Below are 24,686 nucleotides of genomic sequence, written 5' to 3'. Positions count from 1 at the left end.
CGTTTTTAGTCCGGCGGAAAATCCGTAACAACTGCAGTAAAACCTCGTTTGAACCGCGGGTTAAGACCGAGTGGTCTTTTTTATGCTTTTGCTCCTTGACACCTGTCATTCCTGCTTGGTTGCAGTATACTAAGCGACGAAATTTAAGGTTAAAAACACAGTTAAGGAACACATAAAGTGAATCCCGTCATTAAGAGTTTTGAGTATGGCCGTCACACGGTCACTCTGGAGACTGGCGTTATCGCCCGTCAGGCAGATGCCGCCGTTCTGGCAAGCATGGGTGATACCACCGTATTGGTTAGCGTGGTTGGTAAAAAGCAAGCCGATCCAGGCCGCGATTTCTTTCCTCTGACGGTGAATTACCAGGAAAAAACTTACGCAGCGGGTAAGATTCCAGGTGGTTTCTTCAAGCGTGAAGGTCGCCCTTCTGAAGGTGAGACTCTGACCGCGCGTCTGATCGACCGTCCTATTCGTCCTCTGTTCCCTAACGGTTTCAAGAACGAAGTCCAGGTGGTTGCCACCGTTGTTTCCGTTGATCCTGAGATCTCTCCTGACGTAGTCGCCATGATCGGTGCGTCTGCCGCACTGTCCATCTCCGGCATTCCGTTCGATGGTCCTATCGGTTGTGCCCGTGTGGGTTACCAGGACGGCGAATACCTGCTGAACCCTTCCGTTACCGAGCTGGTTGAAAGCGACCTGGACCTGGTGGTTTCCGGTACTTCCGAAGCGGTTCTGATGGTGGAATCTGAAGCCAACATGCTGTCTGAAGCAGTGATGCTGGGCGCCGTGGTCTTTGGTCACCAGGAACAGCAGAAAGTGATCAATGCCATCAACGAGCTGAAGGCCGAAGCCGGCAAGCCGGTATGGGATTGGACTGCGCCAGCCAAGAACGAAGATCTGGTCGCCAAGGTGGCCGAACTGGCTGAAGCCGACATGGGTGCCGCTTACCGCATCACCGATAAGATGGAGCGTAAAGACGCCGTTGACGCCGTGAAGTCCAAGACAGCCGAAGCGCTGCTGGCCGCGGACGAAAGCCTGGACTCTCAGGAGATCGGTGGCGTACTGGGCAGCCTGGAGAAGACCGTGGTTCGTGGCCGCGTTCTGGCCGGTGAGCCTCGCATCGATGGCCGTAACACCAAGATGATTCGCGCCCTGTCTGTGGCGCCTGGTGTACTGCCACGTACTCACGGTTCCGCCCTGTTCACCCGTGGTGAAACTCAGGCCCTGGTGACTGCCACCCTGGGTACCGAGCGTGACGCTCAGATGATCGACGAGCTGAGCGGCCTGCGTACTGACCGCTTCATGCTGCACTACAACTTCCCTCCATACTGTGTGGGCGAAACCGGCATGATCGGTTCTCCAAAGCGCCGCGAAATCGGTCACGGTAAGCTGGCTAAGCGTGGCGTGATGGCTGTTATGCCTACCGCCGAGGAGTTCCCGTACTCCGTACGTGTGGTGAGTGAGATCACCGAGTCCAACGGTTCCTCCTCCATGGCCTCCGTATGTGGTACCTCCCTGGCACTGATGGACGCCGGTGTGCCGATTAAGGCCTCTGTAGCCGGTATTGCCATGGGTCTGGTGAAAGAAGGCGACAACTACGTAGTTCTGTCCGACATTCTGGGTGATGAAGATCACCTGGGCGACATGGACTTCAAAGTGGCCGGTAGCCGTGACGGCATCACCGCCCTGCAGATGGACATCAAGATCTCCGGTATCACCCAAGAGATCATGCAGACCGCTCTGAAGCAGGCGTACGAAGCCCGTATCCACATCCTGAATGTGATGGACGAGTCTCTGCCGGCTGCCCGTACCGAGCTGTCTGAGCACGCGCCTCGCATCACCACCATCAAGATCCATCCGGACAAGATTCGCGACGTGATCGGTAAAGGTGGCGCCAACATCCGTGCCCTGACTGAAGAGACCGGCACCACCATCGAGATCGAAGATGACGGTACCGTGAAGATTGCTTCTACCGACGGCGCCGCTTCTGCCGAAGCCGTACGTCGCATCGAAGCGATCACCGCCGACGTGGAAGAGGGTCGTATCTACCAGGGTAAGGTGGTTCGTATCGTTGATTTCGGTGCGTTCGTGAACATCCTGCCAGGTAAAGACGGTCTGGTTCACATCTCTCAGATTACCGCTGAGCGTGTGAACAACGTTGCCGACCATCTGTCTCTGGGTCAGGAAGTGGACGTGAAGGTAGTCGAAGTGGACCGTCAGGGCCGCATTCGTCTGTCCATCAAAGAAGCTCAGGCCGACAAAGGTGGCGAAGCGAAAGGTGAATAATCACTAGACGCAGCGACCATCAAGGGGAAGCCAACGGCTTCCCCTTTTTTATGGAACTTGGCGGCCGTTGATTACTCTAATCTGAACAGTTTTCTTGAGCAGACAAATATTTAATGCGTTTGCGACAGTGCCCCACTACAATGGGAAAATGCATGTTTTACCCATTGCCACCGGCAATGGGTCCTAAGGACGGTTCTATGAGTTTGAGTAAACGTTGGCTGGTTTTGGTCCTCGTCAGCCTGGGGTTGGCCGGGTGTGCCTCCACCAACAGTGACACCGAGTCCGGCAATGGCCAGATGATGCTGGTGACGCCGCTGCAGCCTGACGCCAACCTCGAGGTGGCGCTGGCCAAGATCAGCGAGGTACTGATCTCCGCCGAACTGACCGAAGAGCAGCGGGCACGGTTTCTGTATGATCGCGGTGTGCTGTACGACAGTGTTGGCCTGAGAACTCTGGCTCGAATCGATTTCTCTCGGGCGCTGCAGTTACGTCCTGATCTGCCCGATGCTTATAACTTTATGGGCATCTACCTGACTCAGGCGATGGAGTTTGATCAGGCGTATGAAGCGTTTGACGCCGTGCTGGAGCTCGATCCTGGTTATGACTTCGCTTACCTGAACCGGGGCATAGCCCTCTACTATGGTAGCCGTCCCATACTGGCTGTGGAGGACTTAAGCGAGTTCTATCAGCGTGATCAGTCTGATGCCTACCGGGCACTGTGGCTGTATCTGGCCGAGTACCAGCAGGATCCGGTTCAGGCCAAGGCGCAACTGCGCGCCCACAGCAGCCAGATTGGCGACGGCTGGGGAGCGGCGCTGGTGGCCTACTACCTGGGAGACATCGACAGTGGCCAGTTGCTGGCCGCGTCCCGCCAGAATCTGAATCATCAGAAGCAGCTGGCCGAACGTCTGTGTGAAGCCTATTTCTACATGGGCAAGCAGGCCCGCATGGAAGGCCAGCCACGGGCGGCGCTGAATCTGTTCAAGTTGTCCCTGGCCACCAACGTTTACGAATTTGTGGAGCATCGCTACTCCATCATGGAGATGCGCCAGATTGCCGAGCAGTTGATGGAAGAGGCAGAGCAGAGCGAGCCGTTGAATTGAGGTTCACGTTCAGAAAAAAGGGCCCTGAGGGCCCTTTTTTCTATCTGTTATTTTTTCGCCGTAGGTGATGCGGTTCCGGAGGGGACCGGTGCCGCTGCGGCTTCCATCAGTTCCCGGGCCTGTTGCTGAAGCTCCAGCAAAGGCTTGGCGCCCGATACCAGGCGTATGTCGCCGCTGTCATTGTGGCGCAGGATGTTACCAGGGGTACCGGTAATGCCGATGCTGGCACCTTCATCAAAGTCCTCCTGGACTCGGCTGGCCTGGCTGTCGTTATCCAGGCACTCCTGAAAGGCGTTGGCGTCCAAGCCTAGTTCTTCTGCCAAAGGGGTCAGCTGAGTGAGCGGAAACCCTTTACCGCCGGATCGCGTCCTGTGGTAGATCGTGTCGGTGTACTGTGTGAACACCTTATCTCCCCCTAGCTGAAAGGCACACTCTGAGGCTTCCGCCTGTTTCTGGGCGCCGGGGTTGTGAAAGTAGAGTGGATAGTGGCGATATACCCAGTTGATCTGCCCCTCCGATTGATCCACCAGTTGCTTGGCGGTGGCATGAAACTGTTTGCAGAAGGGGCACTCGAAGTCGGAATATTCGATCAGTGTGATGGGGGCATCTTGAGCGCCATAAAAGTGGTCTCGCCCCGGGGTCGGCGGGCGAACCTGCTTGTATTTCTCCAGTGCCAGTCGTTGCTGTTCCTGTTTCGCATCCTCCTGTGCCTGTTTCTGGGTAGCGATGTAATGTTCGATTCCGGCCTGAATCTCCTGCTGCAGCGCGTCGCCCTGCCGGAGTTCCTCTAAAACCTGTTGAGTGATGGTGTCGACCAGAGCTTGCTCTTTCTCTGTCAGTTCGGAGCCTATGGCAAGGAAGGCTGGTAGGCAGAAGAGAGGGGCAAAGCAGATTAGGAGCTGGCGACCAAGGGGGTTTTGCATGTCAGATTACCTCGAGCAGGAGTTCTTTATGGTGCGGTGTCCACGGAGACGAGCCACGTAGGCTCAGGTTAAAAGTAGGCGTGCTTTGAGCCCCCGTAAAGAGTGGCGAGGTCTTGTCGTCATGAATACAGAAAATTTGAAGGAGTAAATATTAACAGCACTTTACAGGCAACTATCTGATGTAAATTCAAATAAAATTCATGATGAGCGCTTTTGATGTTTGGATTGGAAGATTGGCGCAAGTGGTTAGTTTGCCGCAGTATCTATTGGTAAATGTTTTTGTTGTAACCTTTGTTATATTATTTATTTGATTCTAAAGATGTATTATTCCCTGTTTAATTAGTTGGTTGCTATGCTTTGGTCCAAGCTAAGTTTAAAGGTTATTTTGACGGTGGGTGTAATAATTTATTTTGTTTTCGAAAGATTCTATCGGATTTGGCAGGGGGTGCCAGCGTCGATCCTGATCGAAAACTGCGCAGGCGGGCATTGTCACCGGAGAGTCGAGTTGCTAGCATGCTGCGGTCTGAAGATAGAACCGACGGTTAACTACCTCGAACAACGGGGATGGTCGGGTTCAGGGACAGATAATTAATAAGCTGGCTCAAATAGTTTGGGCAATAATATTCGAAAGTACTCTCGAAAAGGCAAAGCTCGGAGAGAATCCGGCTGCGCAAAATCACAGGGCCTGGCACTGGTTGCCAGGTTGGCTGGATTACCGAAGGAGTCGTAGTGCTTTAATCCTTTTTTCGGGAGCTTTCGAGGTGTGGTTTTACTTTGAGGGTTTCCATTTTGAAATTTCCCGTCGCTTTGTTGGCGCTGCCTTTGGCTGCCCTGAATAAAGGATTCTTGAGTAAAAAGATACTTATATCTTTATTTTTTATCTCTTTTTCTTCTTCTATTTTAGCTGAGTCTTCCACCGTTTCTGTGAGTCAGGCGAACACCGCCCGGCTTCAGTCCGAGCAGCTAAGCCTGAACCTGGGCCGGCAGATTGCCGCCTATCGCCGTGCCGGTGCTCCCGAGCGATCCAGACTCCATGGCAAATTGCTGCAACAGGCCGAGCAGCGTCAGCAGGAAATGTTCGTGTTGGCTAAGCGGGATCCCGATGCAGTCCTGAGGGCGGTGTTGCCGGGGCATCATCGACAAGGACTTCCCGAAGAGATTCTGGCTAAGCTGGAGCAGCGCCGCCAATTGGTTGGAGAGCTGGAGCTCTATTATGAGGACTATCCTGACGGCAGCCACCGCCTGGGCTACCTGCTGAACACCGATAATGGTCAGGTGCGCTTGCAGCGGGTTGCCAAGTCTAAGTCGCTGAAAACCGGCACCCGAGTGGCCGCCGATGGATGGTGGTTTGGGCCGCAGGCCGAGGCGCGGCAGCAAGGGGTACTGGTTCTTGACGGTTCCTCTGAGGAGTTGCAGGTGCTGGCGGACGGACAGGTTTCGTCCGCACAGGCAACCAGCAGCGCCAGTTTGCCCAATACCCTGGGTGAGCAACGGCTGTTGGTGATGATGGTGAATTTTCTCGATAACGGCAGTCAGCCCTGGAGCCTGGAACAGGCCCGCCAGACGGTATTTGGCAGCGTCGATGATTTCTATCGGGAGAACTCCGGCGGCCAGACCTGGCTGAGCGGAGACGTGCATGGTTACTACACCCTGCCCATCAACGCCACCTGTGACAGCTGGGAGATCCACGTGCAGGCCCAACAGGCTGCGGAAGCCGACGGCATCGACCTGTCCCGGTATAACCGAATGGTGTACGTGTTCCCTGAAAACAGCGCCTGTGGCTGGACCGGGAAAGGCACCATCGGCGGCACCGTCAGTCGTGCCTGGATCAATGGCTCCCTGACTCTGCGCACCGTAGGCCATGAGCTGGGCCATAACCTTGGCCTGCATCATGCCAAGGTGCTGGACTGCGGTGCCGATGTGATTGGTGACAACTGTGTGTCCATTGAGTATGGAGACAGCATGGACATCATGGGCAAGTCCGGGATCACCGGTCATTTCAACGCATTCAACAAAGAGCTACTGGGGTGGATCTCCGAGTCCAGGGGCGAAGTGGTCACCGCAGACAGTGACGGCAGTTATCAGTTGGTGCCGCTCGAGAGTCAATCTTCCGGTGCAATCAGGGCGATTAAGGTCCCCCGGGGTACCGATCCGGTGTCCGGTGAACCACTCTGGTATTACCTCGAGTATCGACAGCCTCACGGCTTCGATGCCTTTCTCAGCGGCAAGGCGGTGACCGAAGGGGTGGTGTTCCACCTGGCAACCGGCCAGGATGCCGCCTCCAGTCAACTGCTGGATATGACTCCTGAGAGCGATTGGTACGATCTGGATGACGCGGCGCTGATTGGCGGCGTCAGCTACCAGGAAGGCCAGGGAGGTGCCACTGTGACCACCGAGTGGGCGGATGCCAGTGGTGCCAGTGTCACTGTCAGCCTGGATCAGCCCATCTGCGCGCCGGTACAGCCCGAACTGGTCGTGACGCCGGGCGAGGGGGCCTGGGTGGCCCCGGGGACTGGTGTCAATTACAGTGCCACCCTGACCAACAGGGACAGCCAGAGTTGTGGGACGACCGAGTTTACTCTGGCAGCCACTCCGCCACCGGGCTGGAGCGGTGACAGTGCCAGCCTTACCCTGGCTCCGGGAGAAACCGCTTCGGTTATCCTGGAAGTGGCCTCCATCGATTCCGCAACCGATGGATTCTACGACATCGCCGTGACCGCCGACAGCGGCAGTAACCACCAGGTGACTGCTCAGGTGACCTACGTGGTGGAGTCTCCCGCCCCGGTCTGCACGGCGTCGGCTCCCAGCCTGGTACTGCAGAGAGTGGGAACTGGAGCGGTAGCTGCCGGAGAAGCGGTGACCTACAGCGCCACCATTGGCAACCAGGACTCCGAGGCCTGCGATGCCGAAACCTTCGACCTGGGCAGCCAGCTGCCTCAGGGTTGGAGTGCCAACTCCGGTTCGATCACCTTATTGCCCGGCGCCAGTGGTCAACTGGACTTGGTGGTGACCTCGCCGTCCAGTGCGGCCGAAGGGGTATACTCCATCATCGCCGAGGCGGTGCACCGTCAGGCCAACCTGGGGGTGACGGCGGCAGAGAGCTATGAGGTGGCCGCCCCCTTGCCGGTGTGCGAGCTGAGCGCGCCGGAGCTGGTGTTGCATAACAGCGACAGTGGTGAGGTGGCGGCGGGCACCACGGTGACTTACCGCGGCACCATTCGCAGTCGTGACAGTGAAGCCTGTGACACATCGGCTTATCAGATTCAGGGCGCCGTAGCTTCCGGTTGGAGCGCCGCCGGCACCAGCGTTACCCTGGCTCCGGGAGCCAGTGCCGAGTTTGCTGTTAGCGTGACCTCCGGCCTGGACGAAAGTGAAGGCGACTACGCGATTACCATTTTGGGGCAGGCCACTGAGCCTGGTAGCACCAGTGGCCAGGTTCAGGCCAGCTACCGGGTGGCATCGACCAATGGTGCCCCCTTGGCACAGGACGACAGCGTTACCCTGAGCAGCAAGAGTGCCGTCACTATTGGCGTGTTGTCGAATGACAGCGACCCCGATGGCGACACCCTGACCGTGGTTGCGGTCACCCAGGGCAGCAAGGGCAGTGTCGAGGTTCTGGCCGATGGCCAGCTGCGCTATCACCCCGCCAAAAACTTCAAGGGCAGCGACAGCTTCAGCTACACCATCAGCGATGGCCTGGCCACGGCTACGGCCTGGGTGAGTGTGACCCTGCAGGACAACGGTGGTGGCGGTGGGAACGGCAAGAAAAATCACTAATCAATAACGGGGGTGAAGCCTAGGCTTCACCCCCGTAGTTTTGTGGGAATCCTGCTTCCCGTTGTTACTCGATTGTCATGACATTCATATCCACGTTGGTGGTCACAGAGTTGCCTTCGTTATCCTGGTAGGTAAATACCAGTCCGTTGGCGCCGGTTGCCGAGAAGTTGATGTCTCCTGGAGGGAATCCGGGGAACAGCTTCAGGGTAAAGGCACACTCATAGGTGTCACCCGGCAGAATGTCTACACCGGTGGAGCAGAATGCATAGGGACCGTCACCCGGGTTGTAGCTGCTGGTGCCGGCGTCGTTCTGCACTTCGAACTGGCCTGGGATGCCACCACCGGCAACCAGGTTGACCCCTTTGATGGTCACTCCGGTGATGCTGGCGGTATCCACGTTACCGTTGGTGATGCGCACAAAGGCAATCATCTTCGCGGCAAACTCTTGCTCCATATCCAGTCCGGTATCCAGGAAGGTGACGGTGGCATCGTCGCTGTCCATTACCGGCTGGGCGTCTTCGTCGATACCCTTGATGGTGGCCACGTTGTTGTGTACATCACCGGCATCGCCCTGCAGCGCCTTGGTGATGGTACAGCTGGCGTCTTCACCGGGTTGCAATACAAAGCCGCTTAGCGGGGTTGAACCTATCGGTGAACCATTCTTCGTATCCACCAGACATTCGCCGGTCAGGGTGCCGAAGATGGTGTCGGTCAGGCTGTTGAAGGTAACGTCATCCACCCCGGCAGCATCAACACTGAACTCAAAGGTGAAGTCCACATCCCGGAAGACCGTAGGATCGTCGCCGGTTTCATCCACTTCGATGGGATCGGCGGTCTTCACCAGGGTGATTATCGACGGTACGTCGTTGATGTTGACCGTGGCACCGTCGCTGTTTTGGGCCTCGTCGTTCTCGTTGTCGGTTGCCTTGGCGGTGACCGTGTTGTTGTGCACGTCACCGGCATTGCCGCTGATGGTCTCGGTAAAGCTACAGCTGTACGGAGCGGCCAGGGAGAAGCTGCCTCCAGTGGCACAGGTACCCACTCCGTTCAGATCGCCGAACACGGTGTCCATTAGCGAGGTCAGGGTCAGCGGATCGTCGTAGTTGCCGGAGGTGCTGGTCACCACGATGTCAAAGGTCACATCACCACCTGGCTCCAGAACCTGGTCGGGACTCGGGGTCTTGGAAACCGTGATGCTGGGTGGCAGATTGGTGACATCGACGGTGCGCAGAACCGAGCAGTGATCGCCAGCGATGGGGCTGAGATCCGCCGGGCAGGTGGCGCCGTTGACCACAGGGTTGCCGTTCTTATCGGTCAGGGCCACCTTGATCACGTCCTTATACAGTTCAGGACTCTGATCATTGGGGAGATCCCTGTCGACAATCGTAACCGTGAAGGTACAGCTGTAGGTAGCACCAGACACCAGCTCACCGGCACCATTGCCGATATCCGCTGGCTGGGCGCAACTGGCGGACAGGGATTTCAGGTACACCCCTTCCGCGGTGGCGGTATTGGTGGGATCCACGGTCTGGGTTGCGCCATTAAGCAGATCCAGGCTGACGTCGAAGGAGCCTTCGCCGCCCACATCGATCTCATCGGCTACCGAGTCGATGAAGATGGAGGTCAGGCTGTTGTTGGTGAAGCTGGCGGTGAAGGTGTAATCGCCGCCCGGCTCAGGCCGGGTGATGGGGCTGCCTTCACTCTTGTTGATGGTCGGTGGATCCGGCTTGATAAACACGTCGATATTGAATTCGTCACAGCGACACTTCGACGGAGTACCGGGTACCGGAGTCGTGGCGGCGGTGCCGTCACAGACGGGGGTAGAGTCTGCCTTGTTATCCCAGGCGGCACAGTAGCGGAACTCGGCCCGGCCATCCTGGTCTTCGTCCACACAGTTAAGGGTGATCAGCTGCTGAGTGTAGAGGTGGGAGCCTGGGGGTTTGGAGATGTCCGCACACATGTCGCCGGGATCCTCGAGATCCTCACCGGGAGCGGTAAAGTCCTGACCCACCAGCACGCTACAGGTGTTGCTGGTGTTAAATTCCTGCGGGCTCCAGTTACCCTCGGGCAGGTACACCGTGTAGTCATACCGCCGCTTGGCGGTGGTGACGATGGTGACGTCTGCCCTGAATTCGGCGTCGCCGCCCAGGGTACACTCCACTGGCCCCGGAGAGCCATCGGGCCTGGTGATGTTGGTCACCTGGCTTACCTGAATGTCGTTGGCGGTACAGTTGAGGTTAAATCCCGCCGCCTCCGCCATACAGGCCTGATTCAATTGTTGAGGGAAGAAGTCGGCCCTGGCCGTTGTAGGGCTGACCAGGCAGTAGAGCCCGGCCGTACCGACAAGGGCGATGCCGAGCGTTCGGGTTATCGCGTTAGTTTTGTGTCGTTTCATCGTTTTACCATCCAATTCATAACATCAATAAGAGACTGGAAATGAAGTTCGATAAACACAGTCGAAGGTGGGCACTGCCGCTTCTGCTGGCGGCGGCGCCTGCTTCCGGCTCAGATGAGCCGCTGTTGGTTATTCAGCAAGTGATGGGCCAAAACTGAAAAGACAAGTAAATGAGCGAACTGCGGTAAAGAGGGCGAGGGAAAGGGTGAGAACTGTAACTGCGATGATACAGCCATTTTTTGCCCCCTGCATAATTGGCTGATTCTTGGGGCTTTGTTAATCAGGTCTGGAATCATTAAGTTAACACTGGCGCACCGGTGAGGATAGGCATCTCTTGGTAGAGTGCGCCACCGGATTGTGGATGGAGAGAGTTAGGGGCTTATGTTTTTCTCTCTGTGGGCCGTAACCGTTTTATTTCGCTATGTTAGTAATGACCCGAACTGGTGAAGAGGCGTGGTTGTAGCGAGGTTTTGTATGAAGAGGATTATCACTGATTAGTGTCAATAAAGTTATCGTTTCTGTGGCTTGAGCGGCGTTCGTGGACTAAACCTAATGCAGGTTTAAGGGACTGCTCGGCTCATCAGGGACGCACTGTGGATAAGGTTTCATGGCATCGCGTAAGCTCATCTGTCTTCTGGATCCTAAACAATGGACATTGCCTGATTCTTTGATTCAGGCCGGATGGCGCCCCTGCTATCTGGATAGCCTTGATCAGGCTCGTGCTCTTATTAACCCTCAGAAGCCTTGCGTCGGCATCGTGCTCTTCGATGAGCGATGGGTGAATGGCTTGAACCAGGCTCTGGAGGTGTTGCTCCAGGAGTCTGCGGGCTGTATCGAGTGGGTTGGCTTAGTCAACGGTGAACGGGGGCAGAATGACCCCGCCTGCCGGCTGATCGCACGCTACTGCTGTGATTATCATACCCTGCCGGTAGAACCGCTTCGGCTGGCGGCTTCTCTTGGCCATGTTGATGGCATGGCTCGCCTGCGGAGACGCAGTTTCCTGGAGGAGGAGGTCAGCCCTACAGAGGGAACCATTGTCGGTGAAAGTGCTGCCATGCGTAATGTTTACCGCCAGATTAGAAAGGTGGCACTGACCGACGCAACCGTACTGCTTGAGGGTGAGAGCGGCACCGGCAAGGAGTTGGTGGCCCAGGCTATTCACCGTGGTTCCCTGCGCTCTGAAGGCCCCTTCATCGCCGTCAACTGTGGCGCCATTCCCATCAACCTGATTCAGTCAGAACTCTTTGGTCATGAAAGGGGCTCTTTCACCGGAGCCCATTCGCGTCATAAAGGGCACATCGAGACCGCTTCTGGTGGAACGATATTTTTGGACGAGATTGGCGATCTTCACCTTGAGGTACAGGTGAATTTATTGCGCTTTCTTCAGGAGAAGGTGATCACTCGAGTGGGGGGGGTGAAGCAGATACCCGTGGACGTCAGGGTGATAGCGGCAACCAATAAAAACCTGATTGAAGAGGTGCAAGCGGAGCGATTCCGCGAAGATCTCTACTACCGACTGTGCATTCTTAACCTGAAACTGCCGCCGCTGCGCGAGCGGCGAGAAGACATTGAGCTTTTGGCTCATTACTACTTCCGTAAGTATCGTTCTATGGCTACCTCCAAGGTTCAGGGGTTTACCCCGAAAGCGATGAAGCAGATGCTCGCCTACGATTGGCCAGGGAACATCAGAGAGTTGAAAAACCGGGTGCAGAGGGCGTTGGTGATGTGCGAACAACGGACCCTGGGGCCCAGAGACCTAAACTTAGAGATGCATGTCGGCAGCCAGGAGGTCGCAACTCTGGCGGATGCCAGAGCAGAAACCGACTTACGGGTGTTGCTGGCGGCACTGAACAGTAATGGCAATAACATCATGAAGACCGCCAAGGCGCTGGGAATCTCCCGGGTGACCTTGTACCGCATGCTGGATAAATACAATGTGTCGGTACGTCCTGACTCCGCTCAAAAGTGACATTATTGGCATCAACGTTGATTGGTAAGCGCCGCGATTCTGCGACAGCCTTATGCACTATGAGGCTGTCCAAGAGAAGGTCGGGAGCCAGAATCGTCGCCCTATCATAGGGTTCATCATTAATGTCAGCGGGCAGGACCAATCACATCAGCTTGCGGTTTTTGGCAGTGCAGAAGACGAATGCCAGTTGGATGGTTTTTATTGTGACTCGATGAAGATTGATTGCCGTGCCCGAGGGCATTGCGGGCGAGTTCATCGTTAGCCGTATGAAAGCGTTTTCTTTTACCGTTTTTTTTACCTGCAGCAGAGTTATTTTGCTTTATCGAATAGCTGCCTGTTGGTTTGGGGATTGCGAGTTGCTTCAGACCGTCGCCAAGGCTTGGCGGGATTGATATAATGCCCGCCTTTGTTTGTTCATCCATGGGTTGTTATGTCTACGCACCAGCAGGAAGTGGCCAAAAGGCGCACCTTCGCAATCATCTCCCACCCCGATGCGGGTAAGACCACCATTACTGAGAAAGTGATGCTGTACGGAAACCTGATTCAGAAGGCGGGTACCGTTAAAGGTCGTGGATCGGGTCAGCACGCCAAGTCTGACTGGATGGAAATGGAGAAAGAGCGTGGCATTTCGGTGACCACCTCGGTGATGCAGTTCCCCTATGGCGACAGCCTGGTCAATCTGCTGGATACTCCGGGGCACGAAGACTTCTCTGAGGACACCTACCGAACCCTGACTGCGGTGGACTCCTGCCTGATGGTGATCGACGCCGCCAAGGGCGTGGAAGACCGAACCCGTAAGCTGATGGAAGTGACCCGTCTGCGTGATACCCCGATCGTCACCTTCATGAACAAGCTGGATCGTGATATTCGAGATCCCATGGAGCTGATGGATGAGGTGGAGAACGAGCTGAACATTCTGTGCGCCCCCGTTACCTGGCCCATTGGCTGTGGTAAGGAGTTTAAAGGGGTGTATCACATCCACCGCGATGAGGCGATTTTGTACCAGAGCGGCCAGGGCCACACCATTCAGGATCTGGATGTGGTGAAGGGTCTGGATAATCCGGAGCTGGAGCAGAAGATCGGTGCCGAACTGGCAGCCGTGCTGCGTGACGAGCTGGAGCTGGTGCTGGGCGCGTCCAACGAGTTTGATCAAGAGATGTTCGATAACGGTGACCTGACCCCGGTGTTCTTCGGTACCGCCCTGGGTAACTTCGGCGTCGACCATATGCTGGACGGCCTGACTGCCTGGGCTCCGACGCCGCAACCTCGGGAGACCGACGTACGTACCATTGAAGCCGGTGAGGAGAAGTTTTCCGGTTTCGTGTTTAAGATTCAGGCCAACATGGATCCTAAGCACCGTGACCGCATCGCCTTTATGCGAATCTGCTCCGGCAAATACAGCAAGGGAATGAAGATGCGTCACGTGCGTATCGGTAAAGATGTCTCTATCTCCGATGCGGTGACCTTTATGGCCGGCGACCGCAGTCATGCGGATGAGGCCTACCCGGGCGACATCATTGGCCTGCATAACCACGGCACCATACAGATTGGCGACACCTTCAGTCAGGGCGAAGTGATGAAATTCACCGGCATTCCTAACTTTGCCCCGGAGATGTTCCGTCGCATCCGTCTCAAGGACCCCCTTAAGCAGAAGCAACTGCTTAAAGGGCTGGTTCAGCTGTCTGAAGAGGGGGCGGTACAGGTCTTCCGGCCCATCGACAGCAATGATCTGATTGTGGGCGCGGTCGGGGTACTGCAGTTTGATGTGGTGGTGGCCCGTCTGAAAGCGGAGTACAAGGTGGAAGCGATCTACGAGGCGGTTAATGTGGCAACCGCTCGCTGGGTATCCGGTGACGATGCCCGCAAAGTGGATGAGTTCCGCCGCAAGGCGTCCGGTAACCTGGCCCTGGACGGGGGGGATAACCTCACCTACATTGCGCCGACCATGGTGAATCTGAACCTGACCATGGAGCGCTATCCGGACATCAGCTTCCACAAGACCCGCGAGCACTAAGCCTCGGTTTTGTCAGTGCTTGAGATATACTAAGGGCAGCTTCGGCTGTCCTTTTTTTATGGAGAATGCACATGGGATGGATTCGACGGTGGTGGCAGGCTTACTGCAACTGGTGCGATGCCAACGGCCTGAACCCCAAACACAAGCGCAGCTGTGTGGCGACAGTTTCAGAACAGCGAGAGACTGACCGTGATGCTGACTGACAGCCACTGTCATCTCGACTTTGACTGTTTCGATGCGGACCGTGACTTGGTACTGCAGCGGGCGGAGGCGGCAGGGGTGGGGCGGATCGTGGTGCCGGCGGTGGCGGCCGAGCACTGGCCCAGGGTTAGGGCGTTGGCAGGCGCTTACTCCAATGTGAGCTATGGGGTGGGTATTCACCCCTGTTTTGCCACAGGCAACAGCCTGGTAGAGGTGGAATCCCTGCCACAATGGCTGCAGCAGCCGGGGTGTGTGGCCATTGGTGAGTGCGGTCTGGATGCGGTTAACTCACCCCTTAGTCTGCCTGAGCAACAACAGTTGCTGGAGCGACATCTTGTTGTGGCTAGCGAGGTTCAGCTGCCGCTGTTGCTCCATGTCCGCAAGGCCCATCACTTGCTATTGCCACAGTTGGATCGGCATTCACTCCCCCGTGCCGGAGTCATCCATGGTTTCAGCGGCAGCCGCGAACTGGCGGCGGAATACGTTCGCCGGGGCTACTTTCTTGGCGTCGGCGGGGTTATTACCTATGCCAGGGCCAGAAAAACCAGAGAAGCCATCGCCAGTGTGCCTGTTGACGCTTTGTTATTGGAAACGGATTCGCCGGATATGCCCCTGTGCGGACAGCAGGGAAAGCGCAACGAACCCGCCTCGGTGCAATCGGTGTTGCAAGCCCTGTCACAGCTTCTAGACTTACCTTCAGATGCGCTCGCTGAGCAACTGGCTCGCAACAACTCGCGCTTTTTCAACCGTTTGGTGTAAAGTTTCACCGAACAGCCTTGGGTTTCGCCTCACTTTACGTCCAAGGGGTCGTAATTCCGGTTCGACTGTAATGCGGCTATCAAAGTGTGTATCTGAATTACTGATATGTAAGATAAATATGTCGTTTGCCTGTTTTATGGTCGAAAAATTTGATCTGGACAGCGATTTTTGTTTTTTGGAACAGTATAATTCCGACCGGATGATAAGTTGTTTTACGACATAATTTATAAAATTTAACAAGAGGATGATGGGTTCATGGGTATACTGATGAGCTTAGTAGGGGTGGCTACCCTAATCGCGATTGCCATTGCGTTTTCTACAAATCGCAAGGCGATCAACCTGCGCACCGTTGGTGGTGCTCTGGCCATCCAGGCTGCCCTGGGTGCGTTTGTACTGTACGTTCCTTTCGGTAAGGACGTGCTGGGTGATATCTCCAGTGCTGTGTCCAACGTAATTTCTTACGCTAACGACGGTATTGGCTTCCTGTTTGGTGATCTGGCCAAGTTCAAAGTTGGCTTTATTTTTGCCATCAACGTTCTGCCAATCATCGTGTTCTTCTCCTCCCTGATTGCGGTACTGTACTACCTGGGTGTGATGCAGTGGATCATCCGTATTCTGGGTGGTGGCTTGCAGAAGGCACTGGGTACTTCACGTCCTGAGTCCATGTCTGCGACTGCAAACATCTTCGTGGGTCAAACCGAAGCACCTCTGGTTGTTCGTCCTTTCATCTCTACCATGACTCAATCTGAGCTGTTCGCCATCATGACCGGTGGTCTGGCGTCGGTAGCCGGCTCTGTTCTGGCGGGTTACGCAGGTCTGGGTGTTAAGCTTGAGTACCTGATTGCAGCCTCCTTCATGGCGGCACCGGGTGGTCTGCTGATGGCCAAACTGATTGTGCCTGAAACCGAAGAAGCCAAGCAGGACATGGACGACATCGGCGAAGCCGACGACAAGCCTGCCAACGTTCTGGACGCCGCCGCGGCCGGTGCCTCTTCCGGTATGCAACTGGCTCTGAACGTAGGTGCCATGCTGTTGGCCTTCATCGGTCTGATCGCCATGATCAACGGCATCATCGGTGGTATCGGTGGTTGGTTCGGCATGCCTGACCTGACTCTGGAAGTGATTCTGGGTTACGCCTTCTCCCCACTGGCCTTCATGATTGGTGTGCCTTGGAGCGAAGCGACTGTTGCCGGTTCCTTCATCGGTCAGAAGATTGTTGTGAACGAATTCGTTGCCTACATCAACCTGGCTCCTTACCTGAGCGGTGAAGCGCTGATCAACGGCGTTGTAATGAGTGACCGTACTCAGGCAATCCTGTCTTTCGCTCTGTGTGGATTTGCGAACCTGTCCTCCATTGCTATCCTTTTGGGTGGTCTGGGTGCCATGGCTCCAAACCGTCGTCATGATCTGGCTCGCCTGGGTCTGCGTGCGGTACTGGCCGGTTCTCTGTCCAACCTGATGAGTGCGACTCTGGCTGGTTTGTTCCTGGCTCTGTAATCGCACTTCGCACACTTGTGCTTCAGGAGGCCGGACCTAGTGTCCGGCCTTTTGTTTATCCGCAGTATGGTGACCGACGGTTCCCATTTACTCGTTACGCAGTGGGTAATAAACCAAATATTCCGACTTTTTGAAGTCGGCTTAGCTGTTTTGGCTGGGCATCATCGGAACCAGGGATAACTGGTAAATACTCTAAGGAACTAGGAGTGGATGATGAAAGTTACAGTAGCAATGACGCTGTTGTCAGCGGGACTGATGACGCTGCCGGTGGCGGCGGAGCAGTTTTATGGCTTTATGGACCTGTCCATTAACTATCTGGATTGGACCAAAAAGGCAGAGGATCGCACCAACCCCGATATTGGTGGTCGGGGCGGTGCAAAAGAGGACTTCTTTTACATCGAGCTGGAGGGCGGTGCCGGGTTTGACTGGGGCGACGTCTATGGCTTTATTGACTTCGAAAATCCCACCAACTCCAATGATGGCCAGTTCTCGGATGAGGCTTTTGCCACCGATGGCTTCCGTATCGCCGCCAAGGGTACCCTGGCCTACAATCTGGGCAGCAGCAACTGGAATGCCTACGGGCACCTCTATAGCTTTACCGAGTCCTCCAGCGGCTTCTTTGACCAGAACCTGGTGCTGGGGGTCAGCTACGATGTGTTTACCGACTTTGGCCTATGGTTTAAGCCGTTCATCGGTGGCCACTACGAACAGCAGTCGTTTGCTGGCTCGGGGTGGAACGGCGGCATGCTCGGTTGGGTGCTGGGCTATGATTTTGCCATCGGCGAGCAGAAGTTTTCGGTGACCAACTGGCATGAAACGGAGTTTGCACGCGATGACCAGTTTCGCAGCAACGGCACCCAGTACCAACTGGCTTCGGTAGGTTGGAACGGGGCCGTGGCATTGTGGTGGCACCTGCCCAACAACCTGACCGGTGGCCTGCAGTATCGCTACGCCGATAACAAGCTCGGAACCGCCGCTTACCACGACGCCATTATCTACAGTCTCAGATACAATTTCTGAGGCGAGTCGCCCGATAAAAATGCCTGCTTGCGGGCATTTTTTATGGCCGGTTCCGGCGGATGATTTGTAGACATTTTACTACTGCCCCGGCGCTAAACGGCGTTGGTGGTCGGAGCTGTTGCCGGGTTTTGAGAGGGAGCGTTTTCTGGTTGGGTGGCATCACTGCCTCGAATAACGCGCCCAGTTGCTTGTTGGGGGCGGTGGCCGAGACTAAAAAATAGCCACAAATCGGTATCTAAATTTCAACTTATCTTCGACTCTATTGGAAACTTGGTTTTTCTTCCGAATTATCTTCGTCTGTTTATTGCTTTCATTTTGATCGGGGATTTAGTGACCTCTGATCATAAATGGCTCAATAAGTAACCTAATCACAATTCATTATGTAATTTTACAACTAAACTGGAAATTTGATGAAATGCGGGGGTTCGTTACGACAGTATGTCAAAAAGTCTATTGAGTTGCCGTTGAAGTGTTAGCTGGATCACGCTTTTTGACATTTCTACTTTCTTTTAACCGGAAACGTGTAGCAAGTGATTGTGCCTGTGGGTGTGTTGGATAAAATGCGCCCTGTTCCAAGGATGTTGGAAAACAATATTTAATAATCTGTATTAATACAGGGGTTGATGATGAAAAAAGTATTGGCTGGTGCGGCTCTGGCTGCCCTTTCACTGAACGCTTTCGCTGCCGATTACTCTGACGGCGATATCCACAAGAACGACTACAAGTGGATGCAGTTTAACCTGATGTACGCTGTGAACCAGCTGCCTCAAGCTGATGATTCCCACACAGGTCACGACTACCTGGAGATGGAATTTGGCGGCCGTTCTGGTTTCCTGGATCTGTACGGTTACGTTGACGTATTCAACCTGAGCAACGACAGCGAGCAAGACATGAACGCTGGCGCCAGCAAGATGTTCATGAAGTTTGCGCCTCGCTTCTCTCTGGACGCCATCACCGGCATCGACATGTCCTACGGCCCAATCCAAGAAGTTTACTTCTCCACCCTGTTTAACTGGGGCGGCGGTATGATGGATGTAGGTCAGGGTACTGGCTACGTTGATGAAAATGGCTTCGATAAGGGCGGCGACGTAAACAACTCCTTCTGGGGTATCGGTGCTGACGTAATGGTTCCTTGGCTGGGCAAAACCGGCATGAACCTGTACAGCCTGTACGACATCAACGCCAAAGACTGGGACGGCTATCAGTTCTCCATGAACTGGTTCAAGCCTTTCTACTTCCTGGAGAACGGCAGCTTCGTTTCCTTCCAGGGTTACGTAGATTACCAGTGGGGTGTTGACGATTCCTTCGCAGCCCTGAAAACTGACAAGGGTGGCGCTGCCTTCTTCGGTCTGTACTGGCACTCCGATCGCTTTGCAGCTGGCTACGGCCTGAAAGGCTTCAAAGACGTATACGGCCTGAAAGATGGCGGTCTGGCTGGCGACACTACCGGTTGGGCGCACTACTTCTCTATCACTTACAAGATCTAAACCTTCCTGTAAGCGAGAAAGCCTTGAGTCTTAGGACTCGGGGCTTTTTTTTGTCTGAATTTCGACGTTATCATCCATACTGATGTTAGCGTTGGTGTTCAGTCACGATTTTGTTAGTAATAAATCAACATTTCCTGCCGAAGGCGGTTGTAATCTGCAGCCACTGCTGCCATGATGCTGCCGTTGTTGAATTTGTTACTGCGGGAAAATGGATTTTTCGCCCAAGGGTCGACCACGGTCGCTCTTTCGATTCTTCAGGGAACCAAGTCCGCGTCACGGCATGTGAGCGGTAACCTCCTGCGCTAAGATACCTCATGTATCTCTGCCTGCCATTAATAGGTTTTATGATCATCTTTAGCCACGTGCGAGTGACCAATCTTTTTCTATACTGCTTTTAGTTAAATTTAGATCTGGGAGACTCACCATGAGTGATATTAAAGCGATTGCACAACGTGCACTTCAACTGATGGACCTGACCACCTTGAACGATGATGACACCGATCAGAAAGTGATCGACCTGTGTCACAACGCCAAGACCGCGGCTGGCAATACCGCTGCCATCTGCATCTACCCCCGCTTCATCCCCATTGCCCGTAAGACCCTGCGTGAAATCGGTGCCGAAGGCGTGCAGATTGCCACGGTAACCAATTTCCCTCACGGTAACGACGACATCGACATTGCTGTGGCCGAAACCAAAGCGGCAGTGGCCTATGGTGCCGATGAAGTGGACGTGGTATTCCCTTACCGCGCCCTGATGGCTGGCAACGAGCAGGTCGGTTTCGATCTGGTTAAAGCCTGTAAAGAGGCCTGTGGCGATGTGCTGCTGAAAGTGATCATCGAGACTGGCGTACTGGAAGAGGAATCCCTGATCCGCAAGGCATCAGAGATCTCCATCGATGCTGGCGCCGATTTCATCAAGACCTCTACCGGTAAAGTGCCTGTGAACGCGACTCTGGAAGCCGCTCGCATCATGATGACCGTCATCAAAGAGAAGAACACCAAGATCGGCTTCAAGCCAGCTGGTGGTGTTCGTAACGCCGAGCAAGCCGGTGAGTACCTGGATCTGGCTGCCAGCATCCTGGGTGACGACTGGACCTCTGCCCGTACCTTCCGCTTCGGTGCTTCCAGCTTGCTGAACAGCCTGCTGCACACCTTGGAACTGGCCGACGCACCTGCCGATTCTAAAGGTTACTAATCTACATCTGCGTTGATATTTGTGATCCGGATCGCCGGAACTTGCAAAAAGCTTGTCTAGTATTGAGTCAGCTTTAGTAAGTTTACGACACAACCGATTCGAATCCATTTCAAAAATAAGATGATGTCGATGCCCCCGGGGCATCGACATGCACCGGAGGCAAAGGATGTTTCTACCTCAAGAGATTATCCGTAAGAAACGTAACGGCGAGCCGCTCAGCGAGCAGGAGATCCGTTTTTTCGTCCAGGGGATTACCGACAACAGCATCAGTGAAGGTCAGATTGCGGCGTTTGCCATGGCAATCTACTTCAAAGACATGCCGATGGATGAGCGCATTGCGCTGACCAAGGCGATGCGCGATTCCGGTATGGTCCTGAATTGGGACGGCCATAACTTCGATGGTCCGGTTATCGACAAACACTCCACCGGTGGTGTGGGTGACGTGGTCTCGCTGATGCTTGGCCCCATGATCGCAGCCTGTGGCGGTTATGTTCCAATGATTTCTGGTCGTGGCCTGGGCCACACCGGCGGTACTCTGGATAAGCTGGAGTCCATTCCTGGCTACAACATCACTCCAACCAACGAGGTCTTCGGCAAGGTCGTGAAAGAAGCCGGCGTAGCCATCATCGGTCAGACCGGTGATCTGGCCCCCGCCGACAAGCGCTTCTACTCCATTCGTGACGTGACCGCCACTGTGGAATCCATCGCCGCCATTACCGCGTCAATTCTTTCCAAGAAGCTGGCCTGTGGCCTGGATGCGCTGGTGATGGATGTGAAGGTAGGCAGTGGTGCCTTTATGCCGACCTACGAGGCTTCCAAGGAGCTCGCCAAGAGCATCGTTGAAGTCTCTAACGGCGCCGGCGTAGCCACCTCCGCGCTGCTGACCGACATGAACCAAACCCTGGCCAGCAGTGCCGGTAATGCGGTTGAAGTTCGCGAAGCGGTGCGCTACCTCACCGGTGAATATCGTAACCCCCGTTTGCACGAAGTGACCATGGCGCTCTCGGCTGAGCTGCTGGTCCAGGGCAAACTGGCCACCGATACCACCGATGCCCGCGCCAAGCTGCAGCAGGCGCTGGACAGCGGTAAGGCGGCTGAGATCTTTGGTAAGATGGTGGCGGGCCTGGGTGGTCCGACAGACTTCATGACCAAGATGGACACCTATTTGCCTCAGGCACAGATCATTCGTCCCGTCTATGCTGAACACAGTGGCATTGTTACCGCGATGGATGCTCGGGCCATGGGTCTGGCCGTAGTGGGTCTGGGTGGCGGTCGCCGCCTGCCAACCGATGGTATTGATTATGCCGTGGGTCTGAGCAACATCATCTCTTTGGGTCAAACCCTCGATAGCAGTACGCCTATCGCCATGGTTCATGCTCAGGATGACGCTCAGTTCCAGGAAGCTGAGGCTGCCCTGCGTCAGTCCGTTACTCTGGGTGAGGCCTTCGAGGCCACGCCGGATGTGTACGAGACCATTCGCGGCAGCTAAGGAGAAAAAGTAGATGAAACGCGTATTTATCCTGATGATGGACTCCTTCGGCATTGGTGCCGCAGGGGACGCCGATAAGTTCGGCGACGTCGGTGCCGACACCTTTGGCCACATCGCCAAAGAGTGTGCCGAGGGCAAGGCCGAAGTGGGCCGTTCCGGTGCGCTGGCATTGCCAAACCTGGCTAACTGGGGCCTGGTGCACGCCGCCAAGGAGAGCACGGGTGAAGTGCCGGCTGGCATGAACCTGGATGCAACAGTGACCGGTGCTTACGGTTACTGTTCCGAACTGTCATCGGGAAAAGACACTCCCAGTGGTCACTGGGAGATGGCCGGTGTGCCGGTTCTGTATGAGTGGGGCTATTTCCACGACAAACAGGACAGCTTTCCGAAAGAGCTGACTGATAAGATCCTGGAACGTGCCGGTCTGGACGGTTTCCTGGGTAATTGTCATGCTTCCGGTACCGCCATTCTTGAACAGCTTGGTGAAGAGCACATGCGTACCGGTATGCCGATCTTCTACACCTCCGCTGACAGCGTGTTCCAAATTGCCTGCCACGAAGAGACCTTTGGTCTTGAGCGTCTGTACGAGCTGTGTAAAATCGCCCGCGAGGAGCTGGAGCCCTATACCATTGGTCGGGTTATCGCCCGCCCATTTGTTGGTGCTGGCGCCGCTGATTTTGCCCGTACAGGTAACCGTGCCGATTACGCCATTGAGCCACCAGCGCCGACCGTGCTGGACAAGCACAAGGCGGCCGGTGGCCAGGTGGTGTCCGTGGGCAAGATTGCCGACATCTACGCCAACTGCGGTATCACCAAAAAAGTGAAGGGCACTGGCCTGGAAGCGCTTTGGGATCGCACCCTCGAGCAGGTAGACGAAGCCGGTGATAACACCATCGTGTTCACCAATTTCGTGGATTTCGATTCCTCTTACGGTCATCGTCGTGACGTTAACGGTTACGCCAATGCCCTGGAGTACTTCGATAAGCGCCTGCCAGAACTGATTGAAAAACTTGGTGACGAAGACGTGGTACTGGTAACCGCCGATCACGGTTGCGATCCAACCTGGACCGGTACCGACCACACTCGCGAGCACGTGCCAGTGCTGGCGTTTGGTAAGCCAGTGAAGCCCGGCTCTCTGGGCCATCGTGAATCGTTTGCCGATATCGGCCAGTCCATTGCCAGCTATCTTGGGCTGGAACCGATGGACTACGGTAAGTCTTTCCTGAATTAACTGATGAAATAACAAGGGGTCAATAATAATGGCAACTCCGCACATTAATGCACCAGCCGGCGCTTTCGCCGAAACCGTACTGTTCCCAGGGGATCCTCTGCGCGCTAAGTACATCGCCGAAACCTTCCTGGAAAATGTCGAGCAGGTCACTGACGTACGTAACATGCTGGGTTTCACCGGTACCTACAAGGGCAAAAAAGTGTCCGTTATGGGTTCCGGCATGGGCATCCCATCCTGCTCCATCTACGCCAAAGAGCTGATCACCGAGTACGGTGTGAAGAACATCATCCGCGTAGGCAGCTGCGGTGCCGTTAGCACCGACGTTAAAGTACGTGATGTGATCATCGGCATGGGTGCTTGCACCGATTCCGGCGTAAACCGCACTCGTTTCAAAGGCTACGATTTCGCAGCCATCGCCGACTACGGCCTGCTGGCCAACGTAGTGAAGTCTGCTGAAGCGGCCAACATTCCGGTTAAGATCGGTAATGTTTACTCTGCGGATCTGTTCTACACGCCGGATCCAGAGATGTTCGACGTGATGGAAAAGATGAACGTTCTGGGCGTAGAGATGGAAGCGGCAGGCCTGTACGGCGTGGCGGCCGAGTTCGGCGCCAACGCTCTGTGTGTTGTCACCGTATCCGATCACATCCGTACCGGTGAAGCGACTACCTCAGAAGAGCGTCAGAACACCTTCAACGACATGATCGTGATGACTCTGGACTCTCTGCTGTAAATCAGCCGGAGTTTACCGAGATAGAGGCGGCCCTTTGGGGCCGCCTTTTTGTTGCCTGGTGATTCTGGTCATGGCAGCGCGCTTGGCCGATAACGACTTGGCCAGCAGAAAGCCCACCAGTCCGGCCATCAGCAGCATCAGCGGTTGCTGGCGTTGCTGTTCCCGATCCTGGCGGCGGTTGTCCAGGAAGAACAGTTGAGTATTGACCCGAATACGAATGAACCCCAGGGTGCCTTCGGGCTGCTCGATGGTGGCGACAAAGGGGGTGTAACGTTTGAGTGCGGCCTCCAGTTGCTTTGCTTCCGGCAACTGGGACTCCGGAAACAGGCTCTGGGCCTGCGCCAGTCGCTGGCCTTCGTCACTGAAGATACTGGCGGACAGAATCCGGGGATCTTTAATCAGTTGCTGCACTAGCCAGTCCAGCTGTTCATCGCCCTCTTTGGCCAGTGCCGGGGCGGCGCCGATGGCGGCGTACTGCACCAGCTGGGTAGCCAGCTCACCAGCCTGTAGATTCAACAGTTGTTGGCCCTGAAGCTGATGATGTCGCCACAGGTTGAGGGTCACCACCAGCAGGGTGACGGCCAGTATGAGTTGCATTACCCGCCAG

General features: G+C 55.3%; 18 protein-coding genes and 1 riboswitch. Of the genes, 13 read left to right on the top strand and 5 right to left on the bottom strand.

Translation table 11 applies throughout. The features are described 5' to 3' along the window. Window positions 1-177 precede the first annotated feature (177 nt). Window positions 178-2,286 carry a polyribonucleotide nucleotidyltransferase gene (gene pnp, locus BLT77_RS06445; protein ID WP_090363715.1) on the top strand — a complete coding sequence of 703 codons (2,109 nt, stop codon included), beginning with the start codon at window positions 178-180 and terminating at the stop codon, window positions 2,284-2,286. 197 nt (window positions 2,287-2,483) lie between these two features. Next, a complete protein-coding gene (gene nlpI, locus BLT77_RS06440) occupies window positions 2,484-3,389 on the top strand; it encodes a lipoprotein NlpI (protein WP_090363712.1) in 906 nt (301 codons plus the stop codon). A gap of 47 nt (window positions 3,390-3,436) precedes the next feature. Here nlpI and BLT77_RS06435 read toward each other — a convergent pair whose 3' ends face one another. Together BLT77_RS06435 and BLT77_RS06430 are read right to left on the bottom strand one after the other, a co-directional pair. After that, window positions 3,437-4,312: a DsbA family protein gene (locus BLT77_RS06435; RefSeq protein ID WP_090363709.1), complete on the bottom strand. Its 876-nt coding sequence runs from the start codon at window positions 4,310-4,312 to the stop codon at window positions 3,437-3,439. Between the two features lie 633 nt (window positions 4,313-4,945). After that, window positions 4,946-5,032: riboswitch (cyclic di-GMP riboswitch) on the top strand. Window positions 5,033-5,046: 14 nt separating this feature from the next. Next, a complete protein-coding gene (locus tag BLT77_RS06430; RefSeq protein WP_090363707.1) occupies window positions 5,047-5,229 on the bottom strand; it encodes a hypothetical protein in 183 nt (60 codons plus the stop codon). Window positions 5,230-5,236: 7 nt separating this feature from the next. Between BLT77_RS06430 and BLT77_RS06425 the strand changes: the two genes are divergently transcribed. Continuing rightward, a complete protein-coding gene (locus BLT77_RS06425) occupies window positions 5,237-8,089 on the top strand; it encodes an Ig-like domain-containing protein (protein WP_090363701.1) in 2,853 nt (950 codons plus the stop codon). 64 nt (window positions 8,090-8,153) lie between these two features. On the opposite strand, the gene BLT77_RS06420 is transcribed toward BLT77_RS06425, so the two are convergent. Beyond that, window positions 8,154-10,484 carry a COG1361 family protein gene (locus BLT77_RS06420; RefSeq protein ID WP_090363698.1) on the bottom strand — a complete coding sequence of 777 codons (2,331 nt, stop codon included), beginning with the start codon at window positions 10,482-10,484 and terminating at the stop codon, window positions 8,154-8,156. A 607-nt stretch (window positions 10,485-11,091) separates the two neighbouring features. Between BLT77_RS06420 and BLT77_RS06415 the strand changes: the two genes are divergently transcribed. Continuing rightward, complete coding sequence (locus BLT77_RS06415) at window positions 11,092-12,453, top strand: sigma-54 dependent transcriptional regulator (protein WP_090363695.1); 1,362 nt, start codon at window positions 11,092-11,094, stop codon at window positions 12,451-12,453. 125 nt (window positions 12,454-12,578) lie between these two features. On the opposite strand, the gene BLT77_RS20000 is transcribed toward BLT77_RS06415, so the two are convergent. Further along, window positions 12,579-12,875: a hypothetical protein gene (locus BLT77_RS20000; protein ID WP_143026578.1), complete on the bottom strand. Its 297-nt coding sequence runs from the start codon at window positions 12,873-12,875 to the stop codon at window positions 12,579-12,581. A gap of 8 nt (window positions 12,876-12,883) precedes the next feature. Here BLT77_RS20000 and prfC point away from each other — a divergent pair, with 8 nt between their 5' ends. The 9 genes from prfC to deoD all read left to right on the top strand — a co-directional run bounded on the left by prfC (window position 12,884) and on the right by deoD (window position 24,079). Continuing rightward, on the top strand, window positions 12,884-14,467 hold the full coding sequence (prfC, locus tag BLT77_RS06410) for a peptide chain release factor 3 (protein WP_090363692.1): 1,584 nt from the start codon (window positions 12,884-12,886) through the stop codon (window positions 14,465-14,467). A 192-nt stretch (window positions 14,468-14,659) separates the two neighbouring features. After that, a complete protein-coding gene (locus tag BLT77_RS06405; RefSeq protein WP_245709894.1) occupies window positions 14,660-15,427 on the top strand; it encodes a TatD family hydrolase in 768 nt (255 codons plus the stop codon). Between the two features lie 255 nt (window positions 15,428-15,682). Continuing rightward, entirely contained in the window at window positions 15,683-16,924 is a 1,242-nt protein-coding gene (locus BLT77_RS06400) for a NupC/NupG family nucleoside CNT transporter (RefSeq protein WP_090363686.1), read from the top strand. A 210-nt stretch (window positions 16,925-17,134) separates the two neighbouring features. After that, entirely contained in the window at window positions 17,135-17,944 is an 810-nt protein-coding gene (locus BLT77_RS06395) for an outer membrane protein OmpK (protein WP_090363684.1), read from the top strand. A 626-nt stretch (window positions 17,945-18,570) separates the two neighbouring features. Further along, window positions 18,571-19,431 (top strand): nucleoside-specific channel-forming Tsx family protein, encoded by an 861-nt coding sequence (locus tag BLT77_RS06390; protein WP_218126912.1) that lies wholly within the window; start codon window positions 18,571-18,573, stop codon window positions 19,429-19,431. 424 nt (window positions 19,432-19,855) lie between these two features. After that, entirely contained in the window at window positions 19,856-20,626 is a 771-nt protein-coding gene (gene deoC / locus BLT77_RS06385) for a deoxyribose-phosphate aldolase (protein ID WP_090363678.1), read from the top strand. A gap of 166 nt (window positions 20,627-20,792) precedes the next feature. Then, window positions 20,793-22,115 (top strand): thymidine phosphorylase, encoded by a 1,323-nt coding sequence (deoA, locus tag BLT77_RS06380; RefSeq protein ID WP_090363675.1) that lies wholly within the window; start codon window positions 20,793-20,795, stop codon window positions 22,113-22,115. Between the two features lie 13 nt (window positions 22,116-22,128). Then, window positions 22,129-23,346, top strand: a complete 1,218-nt coding sequence (locus BLT77_RS06375; RefSeq protein WP_090363672.1) for a phosphopentomutase — start codon at window positions 22,129-22,131, stop codon at window positions 23,344-23,346. A 28-nt stretch (window positions 23,347-23,374) separates the two neighbouring features. Beyond that, window positions 23,375-24,079 (top strand): purine-nucleoside phosphorylase, encoded by a 705-nt coding sequence (gene deoD / locus BLT77_RS06370; protein WP_090363669.1) that lies wholly within the window; start codon window positions 23,375-23,377, stop codon window positions 24,077-24,079. A 12-nt stretch (window positions 24,080-24,091) separates the two neighbouring features. On the opposite strand, the gene BLT77_RS06365 is transcribed toward deoD, so the two are convergent. Then, window positions 24,092-24,676, bottom strand: coding sequence for an AhpA/YtjB family protein (locus BLT77_RS06365; RefSeq protein ID WP_176819212.1), 585 nt, complete (start codon window positions 24,674-24,676; stop codon window positions 24,092-24,094). Between the last annotated feature and the right edge of the window lie 10 nt (window positions 24,677-24,686).

The sequence above is a fragment of the Ferrimonas sediminum genome, assembly GCF_900100175.1.
Taxonomy (GTDB): Bacteria; Pseudomonadota; Gammaproteobacteria; order Enterobacterales; family Shewanellaceae; genus Ferrimonas; species Ferrimonas sediminum.
This window is presented reverse-complemented; position numbering and strand designations above follow the sequence as displayed.